Origin of the sequence: Ensifer sp. ENS03, from assembly GCF_014852035.1 — a bacterium.
In the GTDB taxonomy this organism is placed as follows: Bacteria; Pseudomonadota; Alphaproteobacteria; order Rhizobiales; family Rhizobiaceae; genus Ensifer; species Ensifer adhaerens.
The window spans coordinates 928,042-940,258 of record NZ_JACVAV010000001.1; the positions used below are offsets into that span (position 1 = coordinate 928,042).

A 12,217-nucleotide genomic window follows, 5' to 3' on the forward strand; every position below is an offset into this window, starting at 1 on the left:
ATCCGCTGCCAAAACGCATTCACCGTCGCTTGCTGCCTCGCCCAGGGATGTGGTTGGAGTTGTCCCTGTGAGAGGCCTGCAGTGCTACATGCGTTCGAGCACGCCGACAAAGGATTCGGCGAAGCGCTCGAGGTCGCGCGTGGTGTCGCTCGGATGTTCGATACGGACGGCTCGGCCTTGTTCGTCGAGGCAGGCAAACAGGATCGAAGCGTCGCCTCCGGCATCAGGCAGACGGAGCACGGCAATGCTGCGGCAGTCTTCGATCAGATCAGAAGCGGGCAGGGCAAACAGAAACTCACCGCCGACGTTGTCAGCAACCGTGCGGACGAAGCTGGTGAAATCGGCATTGTTGCCGGAGAAACCATCGAGGGAGAGTTCGAGCTCAAGGAGCCCCATGGGGATGCCGCCGTCTCCGGCCGGTAAGGCAGAGGGGGTGGCGATGGCCACGGCTGCTTGCGATGCGCCCATGTCGGTTCTCCGTCGATTGCCGAGCGCCCTCGTTAGATGTTGCGCGCTGGCCGTTGCCTCCGATTGAAACTCCGCGTGCCCTTTGAATCCCGGGCGCGCGGGCACATTCCCATGTGTTGATAGGTGGTTAACGAGAATGGCGATTTTGCGGCGAACTGTAAGGCAGGCCCGGAGCGCGGTGGCGGACTGCCGCATTGCCTGTTCCCTCGGCACGGGGCATGGTCTAAGAATGCGGTCTGTTTCGCGGCAGGGAATTGATTCAACTATATGATGGTCCGGTACGAGCGCCCCTATTCCTTTGCCGCCCACTGGGCGCGCCGCTTCGCCCGTGTCTCGTTCCTGCTCTTTGCGCTCTCGCTGCTGGCGCACCGCTTCGGTCCGCTGACGACACCGCATTTCCTCGCCCTTGTCGGCCTCGCCGGCGTCTTTGCCCTGTTGGGCGTGCTGTTTGCCGTCGTCGGGTTGGCGCGCTTGTGGCAGGTTGCGGCGATTGGCGGCCTGGCGTCTGCTGCGGCGCTTGTCTACGCCGCGCCGACGCTCGGCTTTATCGGCTATGGCGTCGTCCAATATCTCACCCGCCCCGAGATCTACGACGTCAGCACGGATACGGTGACGCCGCCGCCGTGGCTCAAGGTGCCGCAGGCGGAAGAGAGCTGGCTGAAGCGCAAGGCGGCGGTAACGCCTCAGGACCGTGAAGCGCAGATCCTCGCCTATCCGGCTCTGACCGGCCGGCGCTACGATGGCGCACTCGACCGCGTCTATCAGGGGGTGCGCAACGTCATCGAACAGAGCCGCGTCGGCATCACCGAAGAACTTGGTGTCGAGAACGCCCGCGCCGATCTGGAGGATCTGGCAGTACGGCCGAATGCGGGCGCGGATACGAACGCCGAACCGGAAAATGTACCCGTTCCGGCGGCGCGCCCGGAGATGGCTCTCGAAGGCGCGATTGCAGGGCGCCGCGCCAGCGATGTCGTGCTACAGGGCGAGTGGCGCACGCTGATCGCGGGTTTTCGTTTCGATGTATTGATCCGGCTGCGCGAAGAGGCGGAGACCACCTTCGTCGACCTGCGCGTCGCCTCGCGTTACGGGCCTCATGATCTCGGCATGGGCGCCGCCTTCGCCGATCAATTCCTGCGGGCGCTCGATGCCGAGCTGTTGGGCATTGCCGGCGACTGATCGGCGGAGTGCCCGCCAGAAAACGTCATTCGTCTACGAGGGCTTTGCGACGGCCCAAGTCGGCTGTCGGCTCGCCCGCTGGCCGTAGCCAGCCGCGATAACGCACGATCAGGCCGGTCAACGGGCTTGCGACCTCCACGTGGAAATGAAACAGGCCGTCACGATCCTCCTCGAACGTCCGGCCACCCGGCGCAAGCAGTAAAGGAAGCGGAAGGCCAAGAAAGGACCAGGCGCGAACCGAGAGATGCAGGCGGTTTTCGGCGGGCTCAAGCGCGCACAGGACACGGAACGGTCCGAAATCTTCCGCGAGCAGTGGTTCGTTCCGCCTCTCGGCCTTCCGTTGCGAGCTGCGCAGGACTTTCCCACCGAAGCGTCGAGTCCAGACTTCCCGACCATTGCTGCATGCGAAGTGGATTTCAACAGGGACGTCAGCGCCTGCACCGGGAAAGCCGAGCATGGAGGCGACGAGCCGAGCCCCTATCGAGCTGCCGCGCTCGATGACCGCACGTCCGCGAAAGGTGGCATGCCCCTCTGACAGGTGGTGCAGGGCGCGGATCGACGCGGGCAGGTGGTTCCATTGCCGGCCGAGGATCTGGCGGTAAAGGCTCTGTTTTTGGACCATGTCTTCCATCGTCATGCGATGAAGCGCCCACGCTCCTCAGGCGTCGGCACCATGCAGCTCTGGCGGCGGCCGGCGATGCGGTAGCGGTTTCTCGCCACGAGATCATAGAGCGGATCGCGAAGGACAGCGGGCAGGATCCGGCAGATGTTGGCGAGCGACCACGGCAGACCCAGCCGCGCAAGCGTGCGGATCGATCCGTCGGATTTGACGCGGGCGATGCCGTCCTCGATCAGCATGTTGCTCTCGAAATGGACGGTATCGAGCCCGTAGTGCCGGTAGAGCGCCTGGCCAAGCGGCGACTGTGCTGTCAAATAGCGATATTGCGCCCGTCGGTCGTGGCGAAGCAGAAAGCGCACCCAGCCGGAACAAAAGATGCATTCGCCGTCGAAGACGATCACCGGCTTGTCGTCGGCAAAGGCGGGCACCGAAGCATCATTGCGATAGCTGTAGGCCTCGCGCCGCATGATCAGCCCGCTCCGCCGGGCGCCAGCCGGTAGGCGCCGAGAAGCGAGGGCGGGCCATCGGTTTCGATCCGTCCCTGTTCGATCAGGTCTTCGAGATGGGCGAGCACCGAAAGTGCCGCCGCCCCATGCAGCCGCACGTCGGTGGACGCATAGATGACCTTGACCATGTCAGGGATATGGCTGTCGCCGGCGCGGATGCGTTCGAGCACGGCACGCTCGCGCATCTTGCGGTGGGCGCGCAGGCCGCGAAGGAAGGAGGCAGGCTCGATCACAGGTCCGCCATGGCCGGGCAGGTAGAGATGCTCGTCGCGGGAAAGCAGCTTTTCGAGCGAGGCCATGTAATCGGCCATGGCGCCATCGGGCGGCGCGACGATCGTCGTCGCCCAGGCCATGACGTGGTCGGCGGAAAAGAGAATGCCGGTGCCATCGAGCGCGAAGGCCATGTGGTTGGCCGTATGGCCGGGCGTGGCAAGCCCCGTCAGGCTCCAGCCGTCGCCCTCGATGCGCCCGCCGTCGGCAAGCCCGAGATCGGGGACGAACTCCATGTCGGAACTCTCGGCGAAAGGATTGCTCTCGCCCGCATGCAAGGGACGGGCGGAGCGATGCGGGCCTTCGCCGACGACCACCGCACCGGTGGCAGCCTTCAGCCGTCGCGCCAGCGGCGAGTGGTCGCGATGCGTGTGGCTGACGGCGATATGGGTGACCTCGCGGCCGGCGAGCGCCGCCATCAGCGCCTGGAAATGCGCCTCGTCATCGGGACCGGGATCGATGACGGCAACGGAACGTCTTCCGACGATATAGCAGTTGGTTCCGTGAAAGGTGAAAGGGCCGGGATTGTTGACCGTGATGCGCTGCACATCGTCCGCAACCGTCACGGCCTCGCCATGGGCCGGCTTGAAATCGAGATCGAAGTCCGGGCCCTGCATGCGTCTCTTCCTGGATTTCACTTGTATTCGATCTCGATGAACGACATCGGCTCGTTGCCGGCATTGACGACGTTGTGAGCCATGCCCGCCTCACGGCGGTAGGCGGCACCCTTGGCGATATCGACCCGCCGGCTGCCCGCCTCTTCCTCGAGCAGGAACTGGCAGTCGGTCATCGGCACCACCACATAGCCGAGCCCGTGCACATGGTGACCGGTGTCGGCGCCGGGCTCGAAATCCCAACGGGTGATCCTGACGACCGTGTCGTCGACGAGTACGGTTGGAACGGCAGGGGGGCGGGCGCGAAACTGGCTCATGAAATTCTCCATCTGCCGGGACAATAGGAGGTGCGGTCAGCGAAGGGAAGGGTACATCCGGTACCCACGGCGCGCGCCCTTCGGCGTCGTCGCCAACAAATCCGCCGAAAATTCAACTTAGTGCCAACTTAGTGATTGTGACGGGCGGCGAGCTTTGATAATCAGGCGCTCGATTTGGCGGACGTATTGTCCCGTCAATCCGTTGGGGCGTCGCCAAGCGGTAAGGCACCGGTTTTTGGTACCGGCATTCCCAGGTTCGAATCCTGGCGCCCCAGCCATCATCATATTATTCAATAAAATTAATCAGTTAACGAATATTAGAAAATACGAAACCGGAACACTTTTCCGGTGCATAATTCCGGATCGTCGGGGTAAGTCCCGATCAAAACCGTATTACCTTCCCGGTTCCCGCAGGAGCACCTGAGCTTGTGGCGAAGGTTCAAGAGGTATTGATTCCCCCATTTGCGTTCGATAGCTCGCTTATCCAACCATGAGACGCGGCCACACTTACCGCACTTTGCGCCGAGCACTTCCCATCCTTTAGACCTTTGACGGTGTGGTATTGCGCCGGGTCGTGCTCTTGATAGGTCGCTGGCGCGAAGGGCGCTGTGAGGTCGATACTGCGACGGTGTTTCATGGCGAGTGGCCCTGAGAACAGAAAGGAATTTGTTCCTATTTTGTTCTCAGAACCGGTGGAGTCAATCGCGGATTAGGGGAATACCCATCCAAATGCACCGAGCGCCGGAAGCGCGCCCACGGCGATCATGAGCCAAAGAGCGCCCGCAACTAGTTGCAGGTGCTCTGAAGGATTGGGCGGCGTTTGGCCGTAGCCTGAGACCATCTGGGCTTCTACTCGTCCTCGTCGTTGCAAGGCCATGTAACACGAAGAGAATATCCCACGACGGTATCTCCTGGGGTCGTGTCTGTAAGTGTTTTTTGCGTTTGGAGCGTGCCACAGACAGCGCTCTGAATCGTCCCAAACGTCACGCCGGCAGGGAGACAGAAACGCTCTCCAACATCTTCAGCTAATCCTCCAAGGAGCTTCCGCTGATTATCGTCGGCCCTGGTGATCGAGTTGATATACAAATGCTTGTGGTCCTTATCTCGTTTGTCCATCCAACCGGCGATGTAGCCTGTAATGAACGCATTGTCTGTCTCGCAAAATGTCCTCATGGCTTTGGCCGTAATGGAACTCTCCGCCATAGCGTCAGCGATAGGGATACAAACAATGAGTGAAGCGAGAAAAACTAGCCGCATGAAACCTCCACTTTAGGGCGCGTAGCGGTCCCTGCACGCTACTGACCATCGCCACCATATACCTCGCCGGTTCTTACTGTCCGCGAACGGGGTTGTGGGTGACGCCAGCAACATACTTGCGGCGCGATTCGCTCACAACTACGGTTTGCGCGTCAGTAACCCGCACACGAAGAATCTCATGAAGAACAAACTGCTAATGCTCGCCGTCGCTGGACTGGCGTTGTCCGGCTGCGTATCGAGTCAGGAAATCGCACGAGTCGAAGCTTCGCAGCGGGCACCTTCCGCCGGGCTTAAGTCCGCCATCGTCGGCGCTGCCCGTGACTACCTCGTTGATCCTTACTCCATCCGAGATGCCGAGATATCCAGCGTTGTCGACGCCTCGCCGGATAAAAAGGTTCAGGCAGTGTGTGTAAAGTTCAATTCAAAGAACCGAATGGGCGGTTATGCTGGTCGTTCGGCTTGGTCCATCCGCGTCGTCAATGACAAGCCTGTCGGCATCCGGCAAGATGCGCCGGGCTGCTATCTGGCGGGGATGAAGTATCATCCGTTCTCAGAACTTGAAAATTTGAAGAACCTTTAGAGGCTGCTCAATAGTCACATTCACGTAGTTTAATGTTGACTGACAAATGCAAGCCCGCCGAGATGATCGGCGGGCTTCGTTCTTCAGGTCGGCATTCTAGACCGACGCTCTCACATCTCGTAGCGTTCAATCGCCTTCGAAGCGCCCTTCAATTCTTGGCGCGCCACGTTGATAAGCTCCTCCCATAGCCCAGCGAGCTTTGATGCCTTTATGTCCAATACCGCGATCTTCGCCCTTATCCTTTTGTAGGTTTCATCGTCTACATATCCGCCGCCCGGCGGTCGCCAAGTGCAGCGGTCCGGGCCGTCATACGAATATATTTCAAAGTATCCAGAGTAAAAGTCTCGCGCATCGGCGGAGAACTTCTCATATAACGACTGTATATTCTTGTTGTGAAACGTGAATATGTCGTCCTCTTTATAGCTTATTAGATCGCGTAGCCCGTCATAGTCGTCGGCATTCATATAGGTTTCAATAAATCTGTTCTTTAGGACGTAATATTGCCTTTTATCGATAATTTTTAGGATCGAGTTTAGCTTATCTACATCATCAGACATAATGTTGTCGTTGGAACTGTTGTTCCCAGAATCAGCGAGTTCAATGCTCACCCATGCCATAAGGGATCCAATAAGCAGGATCATTGCAGCGGCGTTGAACTTCGCGAAATCGATGGGCCACTGAATCCAAACCACCGATCCAAGCAACGTTAGGACCGCGCCGACGCGGGCAATCCTCTTAGGGAATTCCGGCACCATCTCGAAGCTCATCAAATATGACAGTTCTCCTGCCTCTATCAGCTTCCGCTTGATATTCAATTTGAAATTGAGCCTCGACCGACACTTGCAGCTACTTGAACAACGTCTCCCTCTGCAATACCTTTGAGCATGAGTGGTAATCGGTGCGCGAACACCGACCATCTCTCTACTGCGTGGCTTAGGAATTTGACCCGCACGCTAGCCAGCACGTGCCGGAGCAGAAACAAAGCCCGCCGAGATGATCGGCGGGCTTTATCATTTTGAGCCAGGGCGGCGCAGGCGCTATTCCTCGTCCGGCACTCGAACGCCGTTGACCGTCACCTCACTCGTGAAGATGAAATTGATCTTCGTGCCGGGAACACCTTCAAGAGCCTTCGCCGTCTGACTGGCCGCATGAAGCTTGTCGAGCACATCGTCGGGAATTTGCACGAGAGCGTGCAGGTCCAGCTTGAGGGCAGATGCCATCTGCTGCCTAAAGCCTTCGATGATTCCGCGCGTGACGGCGCGGAAGGCCTGCACTTCTGCCTCGTGGTGACGGCGGCTCATTTCAACAAGCTCGCGCCAGACCGGCGACTGCCGGTGCTGATTGCGCAAATGCTCGCCAAGCTCGCTCAAAGCCATACGCGGCGCGGGCTGTTCTGCCGTTGCGACTTCCGTGCCCGGCGTGTTATTTGCAGACGTCATTTGATCTCCTTTGGTTGATGACGCTGAGACTGAGGGACGGTGAAGCGAAGTTTCCTAGGCCGCGCTTCCCGTTCCCCTTCGGGCTACTCGCCCTTGACCTTCCATTGCGGGACGGTCCACCGGACCTGCTTAGAAAGCTGGTCGCGGTATTTCGTAAGCCTGACGATATCCGCCAACGCCTGTTTGCGTGCTTCCGGGTCGGTGAGGTCGGACGCCTCGAGTTCCGCGATCCGGGCGCTGATTTCCTGAACCTTGAAGTCATTGACCATGCCGGCCAGCGTCGTGGCAGCTTCCAGAAGCATTCCAATGGTCAATTCGGCCCTGCCGATTGCCCCAGTGATGTTTTCATAGGTCGAGGGTTCGATATCGCCAGTCGCTGACTTTGGGTCAGCTTCGTCATAGAAGGCGTCAGCCTCAATGCCGGCAACGTCTAGCGCCATCTCGTAGTCAATACGCTCGCCAGAGTGATCGGCGTATTCCGAAAAACCACGCCTCAGATACCAGTGCTTAGTATCCTCGCTGCGCCGAAGAGCTTGCTTCTCTTCTTGCTTCTGGCGTTCACGGAACCGTCGAACCTTTTCAGCGCTTGTCAAAACCATCGAATAGTCTCCTTATCCGCAGTTACGGTTACTAGGTAACTGTAACTAGGAATGCAAGCGCGGAATCACGCGGCGTGTAGAAATTCCTGCGGACTATCGGAGGTTTGCACTCGTTCCGGCCAAATCCTCGCGACTTCTCCCAGGCGAAGCACGAGATCGTCGCGACTGCCGAGGAGCGGGACAACATCAACAAGCCGGCTGACGAGAGCCTCATAGAGATCATCCGGGACGTAGATTTCAGCGGTTTCCTTGTTCATTGGAATTTCCTTTTTGGTTGCGGTTACAGGTGACATGTATCCGTAATCGCAATCGAATGTAAATAGAGAAATTTACAATTCGTAAACAAAATCAGATAATTAGTAAGTCAATATTGATTGACTGGGGCTAGATCCTCGCTTTGACTCATAGAAGGCCGCTGGCGCACTCCTGCTGCTGGCGAGTGGGTGAGACTCGCGAAGGCTTCTTCGCGCTCCCAGGCTTGCTGTGAGTCTTTCTGTGGATCTTCTGCCGGGCAAGGTCGGCGTCGTGATCTTCCCGCGCAACCTGCTTCAGAGCATTCGAGGTGTAATCGACCTTCGATGTGCCAAGCCGGGCGATGGTCCGATCACGGTCTTTCATCCGGTAGCCGTTCCAGCCCTTCAAATCGGTGAGCACCTTCACGTCAACCTGCCGGCCAGCGCCAAGGCCGTGCATCATGCCGCCCGCACGCTTCAGGACTTGCCGGAAACGGTTCACAGTCTCGGCTTCCCAATCGGGCAGGATTGCCACGCCGTGACAATGAAGGCGGTCGTCGTCCGAAAACTCGAAAGAGAAGGCCAACGGCAACGCGAAGCCGAGAACGTCCTTGGCAACGCGGTTGGTGGCACAAGACAGGTCGCGCGCCGGATCGGCGGAAGCCTCAAGCTTGGCGATCTTCTTGCCGCTGAAGTTCAAGCTGAAGGCAATGGCCTCACGCTGGAACGCTCGATCAAAGGTAGCTTCCAACTTTTCAGTCGGTGACAGGCGCGACCATGCTCTTGTGACCGGCTGAGGCTTGCGAGCGTGACGGCCTCTAGGCTTGGGTGTCTTGGCTCGACGCTCGGTGACAAGAGGAAGGTATGCGGGTTTAGAGGGTGATGGTGGGGCTGCGGTGATGGGGGTGTCGTATATAACTACACCTTCATCACCCGAAACAGCCGCAACGCCTTGCCCTACAACGGCTTGAGCGCGGTTTTCGCACGACGGAAATGTTGCAAAACTCACGTTTTTGCAAACGCTATCCGCCTCGATTTGGCCAATAAAATTCGCGCAAGATTCTTGACCTTCGCGAGAGCGATGGTAATATATATCCATTCAACGCCTTTAAGGGTCTGGTCATCAGTCGAAAAGCTGACCGGCCCTTTATTTTTTGATCGTTACCCATTGTAACAAGGCAAATAGAATCTCTCAATATGCATATTTTGTCTAACAAGCATATTGGAGATGGAGACTAAACAGCGAATTTATACTTTACGTTATTGACGATTCGGCAGTTGGATGGGAGAATATGTGCATTCGATAGCGGCGATTATGCCGCCGTTGGAAAACGATGCGAAGTTGATTGCGAGCGCCGGAAGTCAGAGATGGCTTCCGGCGTCTGGCGTTAGCGGCCCTTTCCACCCCCTAATAGATTGCCTGGGCGCATTTGGCGGCTCAACTCATCGATCACCACGCCGCGCATCGTGCCCTCGATCTGCGAGCTGATCTGCTTTGCAAGGTCGGCGTTCTGTTGCGGCGTTCCCCCGCTGGCGTTCACGGTAACGGGCGCAGAGATACTAATAGTCTGTGCCGGCGCGGTGTTGCTGTTGGCGGGCTTCAGATCGGGCGCGCGAAGGGCCGGCGCGCTGCCGACATAGCCGCCTGCGGCCAGCTTCAATTCCCTGCCGGCGTTAACTGCTTCCAAGAGCGACCGATTAGATTTCGTGGCTTTGGCGTTCACGACAAACTCACCATTGGAGAGCCGTGCCGGAATGCTGTCGCTGGTGCCAGTGCCAGGGCCGCGCACATGACCACCTTCAGCGAAGCCGAACAGGCCACCAAGCAGCGAGCCGAGCAAGCCACCGAAGCCCACGCCTCCGCCCTTCTTGTTCTTCTTCGGTTCCCCGCCAAACAGGTTCGCAAGCGGGCCTTCGCCCATAAGCAGGGCTTGCATCGTTGCGCGAAGCAAGGTCTTCAAAAGCTGTTGCAACGCCTGTTCGGCGGTCATGGTGCCGTCGAGGACGCCAGTGAGTGCGTCGGTCATGGACTGGCCGAAGAAGCGGGCGGTTTCCTGCGCCTCCTCCTGCTTCGTGCGAAACTGTTCAACGCTGCCTTCGGCTGCGGCCATGCCCTGCGCGAGGCTGGCGATTTCCTGCCGCTGCTGCGGCGTGAGCGTGATGCCTTGGCGCTGCGCCTGATTGAGCATTTCCTGCTCATAGCGGAGCGCCTGCGCCTGCTGCATGGTCATGCCGAGCGCCTGCTGTTCGGTGCCCTGCGCTGCCGTGTATTCGCGGGCGCTGGCAGTGATCTGGCTATAGGCGTCAGCCTGCCGGGTAGCTGCTTGCGTCAGCTTATCGATTTCGGCAGCTGTGTTCTTGCTGCGAGCGTCGGCGTCCTCTACGTGCCAATTCTCGTTGGAAAGCGGGAACGTGAGGCCGAAGTTGCCGGCGTTCTGGTGCACCCACTCGCGCGCCCGGTCGGAACCATAGCCGAGGTCGGCAGCATTGCCCTTGTTGTGCTGGCTGTTGCCGGGCGGTGCCACCCACTTGCGGGCGGCTTCCGGCGATCCATACTTCTGCAAAGCCTGAAGCCAAAGCTCCTCTTGGCGTTGGACAGAACGATAGCCGCTGTTGATTGTGACGCTGCCCTTCAGGTCGTCGGGCATGGAAGCCAGCATCTTCGCCAGCTTCTGCCCGAACGCATCGGCCAGCCCTTCAACGTGATCCTTCGCCTTGCCGGATGCCAGCATGTTGGAGAGGTAGCCGGAAGGGTCGTCGGTCGCGCTTTTGATGTTGTGCGCCTGAAGCGCCTTGCCGCGCACTTCGTTAGCCAGGGCGATTTCCCGCTGTCCCTGCGCACGCGCAAGCGCCTGCCGGTAAACGGCGTCAATGCGGCTCTTAGTGTCGAGGTCGCGCAAAGATGCGGCCAGTTCTGGCACTTCTTCCTTCAGCGCCCGAATTGCATCGGCATAGCTGTTAATGCCCTTCAATGCGTCATTCGCTGCGGTGCCGGTGCCGGACAGGGCAGAATTCAGATTGTCGAGGGGCGGCTTCGTGGCCTTGGCGTCCTCGCCGGTCTTGTAGATGAAGTTTTCATCGTAGCCGTTGCGCCGGTCGAGGATATCGCGAAGCTTCATGGCCTCGCCGGTCAATTCCTCGATAAGCTGCTTCTGACGATCGATGTTAAGATCAATGGTCGGGTCGTCAGGGTTGACGCCCTTATCAAGCTGAAGGTCGGACAGAAGGTCTTTCGCTTCGCGAAGCTTGTCATAGGTGCCGAGAAGCTGAGACTGAATATTCCGCGTCGTCTGTTCCTCGAGGCGGTTCATTCGGTCAAGCCAGTCATCCATGGCGCCGACAACATCGACCACGGCCTTCTTCAAGGCGGTGCCAACGGTGCCGGTGATCTTGGAAAACTTGCGGTCGATTTCGTCGGCACGCTGAATCACAGCATCGTCAAGGACAAGGCCGAGGTCGTTGGCTTCCTTGATCGTGCGGCGGATACCGTCCGCGCCCTGATTGAGAAGCTGCACAAACTGCTCGCCGCCTTCGCCACCGAAGATGTCTTCAAAGAGACGCTTCTGCGCAACGGTGTCGAGGCCGCGCATACGGTCGAGGATTTCGACAAGCAGCGTCGAAGGGTCGGCGAGCTTTCGCTTCAGTTCGTCGGCGGAATAACCAAGGCGGCGGAAAGCGTCAGCGCCCGCGCCGGTTCCATCGTTGTAGAATTCGTCGGCCCGGATATGCAGTTCCTTGAAGCCGTCAACAAGCGCGTCGATAGGGACGCGGCTCTGTTCGGCGACATAGGAAAGCTCTTGAAACGCCTTGTTGCCGAGACCGGCACGGCGGGCCTCATTACCGATGTTTGCGATACCCTTCGTAAGCTCGCCGACGCGACCGATAATCTGATCAAGGCCACCAACGGCGAGCGCGCCGAGAGCGCCACCGGCCAAGCCCTTGCCAAACGCGCCAAGGCTCTTCAACGCGCCGCCCATAGCCTTTTCGATGCCGGAACCGGCAGTTTCAGCATCCTTCTGCATTGCACGGAAATTGGCGCGGCTTCGGTTCTTGCCGCGCTCAACGTCGCGCTCATACTTGTTCAAGCGGGCTTCAAAGCTGACTAAAAGGCGCTGGCCTTCATCCATTACAGAGTATCC

15 protein-coding genes and 1 tRNA gene are annotated in these 12,217 nt (G+C 58.9%); 4 read left to right on the top strand and 12 right to left on the bottom strand.

The annotated features are described in order from the left end of the window. Nucleotides 1-84: 84 nt before the first annotated feature. The gene (locus tag IB263_RS04470) at nucleotides 85-468 is read right to left on the bottom strand and encodes a hypothetical protein (protein WP_089045181.1); all 384 of its coding nucleotides are present in this window, start codon (nucleotides 466-468) and stop codon (nucleotides 85-87) included. Between the two features lie 267 nt (nucleotides 469-735). Between IB263_RS04470 and IB263_RS04475 the strand changes: the two genes are divergently transcribed. After that, nucleotides 736-1,644, top strand: a complete 909-nt coding sequence (locus tag IB263_RS04475) for a DUF1499 domain-containing protein (RefSeq protein WP_089045182.1) — start codon at nucleotides 736-738, stop codon at nucleotides 1,642-1,644. A gap of 25 nt (nucleotides 1,645-1,669) precedes the next feature. Here IB263_RS04475 and IB263_RS04480 read toward each other — a convergent pair whose 3' ends face one another. The 4 genes from IB263_RS04480 to IB263_RS04495 are packed head-to-tail and all read right to left on the bottom strand — an operon-like array spanning nucleotide 1,670 to nucleotide 3,970. Then, nucleotides 1,670-2,281, bottom strand: coding sequence for a DUF4166 domain-containing protein (locus IB263_RS04480; RefSeq protein ID WP_113504601.1), 612 nt, complete (start codon nucleotides 2,279-2,281; stop codon nucleotides 1,670-1,672). Continuing rightward, nucleotides 2,278-2,730 carry a thiol-disulfide oxidoreductase DCC family protein gene (locus IB263_RS04485; protein WP_192437711.1) on the bottom strand — a complete coding sequence of 151 codons (453 nt, stop codon included), beginning with the start codon at nucleotides 2,728-2,730 and terminating at the stop codon, nucleotides 2,278-2,280. Before IB263_RS04485 ends, IB263_RS04480 begins: the two co-directional genes overlap by 4 nt. Nucleotides 2,731-2,732: 2 nt before the next feature. Next, entirely contained in the window at nucleotides 2,733-3,656 is a 924-nt protein-coding gene (locus IB263_RS04490; protein WP_192437713.1) for an MBL fold metallo-hydrolase, read from the bottom strand. A 17-nt stretch (nucleotides 3,657-3,673) separates the two neighbouring features. Next, the gene (locus IB263_RS04495) at nucleotides 3,674-3,970 is read right to left on the bottom strand and encodes a cupin domain-containing protein (protein WP_089045186.1); all 297 of its coding nucleotides are present in this window, start codon (nucleotides 3,968-3,970) and stop codon (nucleotides 3,674-3,676) included. 203 nt (nucleotides 3,971-4,173) lie between these two features. Here IB263_RS04495 and IB263_RS04500 point away from each other — a divergent pair. After that, nucleotides 4,174-4,248: transfer RNA gene (locus IB263_RS04500), tRNA-Gln, on the top strand. Between the two features lie 571 nt (nucleotides 4,249-4,819). Here IB263_RS04500 and IB263_RS34640 read toward each other — a convergent pair. Next, nucleotides 4,820-5,227, bottom strand: a complete 408-nt coding sequence (locus tag IB263_RS34640; RefSeq protein WP_371814038.1) for a Rap1a/Tai family immunity protein — start codon at nucleotides 5,225-5,227, stop codon at nucleotides 4,820-4,822. A 178-nt stretch (nucleotides 5,228-5,405) separates the two neighbouring features. On the opposite strand from IB263_RS34640, the gene IB263_RS04505 reads away from it, so the two are divergent. Then, entirely contained in the window at nucleotides 5,406-5,807 is a 402-nt protein-coding gene (locus IB263_RS04505; protein ID WP_192437715.1) for a hypothetical protein, read from the top strand. 110 nt (nucleotides 5,808-5,917) lie between these two features. On the opposite strand, the gene IB263_RS04510 is transcribed toward IB263_RS04505, so the two are convergent. The 6 genes from IB263_RS04510 to IB263_RS04535 form a co-directional block, all read right to left on the bottom strand. Next, complete coding sequence (locus IB263_RS04510) at nucleotides 5,918-6,574, bottom strand: hypothetical protein (RefSeq protein WP_192437716.1); 657 nt, start codon at nucleotides 6,572-6,574, stop codon at nucleotides 5,918-5,920. Between the two features lie 270 nt (nucleotides 6,575-6,844). Further along, complete coding sequence (locus IB263_RS04515) at nucleotides 6,845-7,246, bottom strand: hypothetical protein (RefSeq protein ID WP_192437718.1); 402 nt, start codon at nucleotides 7,244-7,246, stop codon at nucleotides 6,845-6,847. An 83-nt stretch (nucleotides 7,247-7,329) separates the two neighbouring features. Further along, nucleotides 7,330-7,845 carry a hypothetical protein gene (locus IB263_RS04520; protein WP_192437720.1) on the bottom strand — a complete coding sequence of 172 codons (516 nt, stop codon included), beginning with the start codon at nucleotides 7,843-7,845 and terminating at the stop codon, nucleotides 7,330-7,332. Nucleotides 7,846-7,910: 65 nt separating this feature from the next. Continuing rightward, nucleotides 7,911-8,102, bottom strand: coding sequence for a hypothetical protein (locus tag IB263_RS04525; protein WP_192437722.1), 192 nt, complete (start codon nucleotides 8,100-8,102; stop codon nucleotides 7,911-7,913). Nucleotides 8,103-8,247: 145 nt separating this feature from the next. Then, nucleotides 8,248-8,829, bottom strand: coding sequence for a hypothetical protein (locus IB263_RS04530; RefSeq protein ID WP_192437724.1), 582 nt, complete (start codon nucleotides 8,827-8,829; stop codon nucleotides 8,248-8,250). A 637-nt stretch (nucleotides 8,830-9,466) separates the two neighbouring features. After that, nucleotides 9,467-11,668, bottom strand: coding sequence for a D-alanyl-D-alanine carboxypeptidase family protein (locus tag IB263_RS04535; protein ID WP_246810951.1), 2,202 nt, complete (start codon nucleotides 11,666-11,668; stop codon nucleotides 9,467-9,469). A 135-nt stretch (nucleotides 11,669-11,803) separates the two neighbouring features. Between IB263_RS04535 and IB263_RS34025 the strand changes: the two genes are divergently transcribed. Then, nucleotides 11,804-12,184, top strand: a complete 381-nt coding sequence (locus tag IB263_RS34025) for a hypothetical protein (RefSeq protein ID WP_246810952.1) — start codon at nucleotides 11,804-11,806, stop codon at nucleotides 12,182-12,184. The last annotated feature ends 33 nt before the right edge of the window (nucleotides 12,185-12,217 follow it).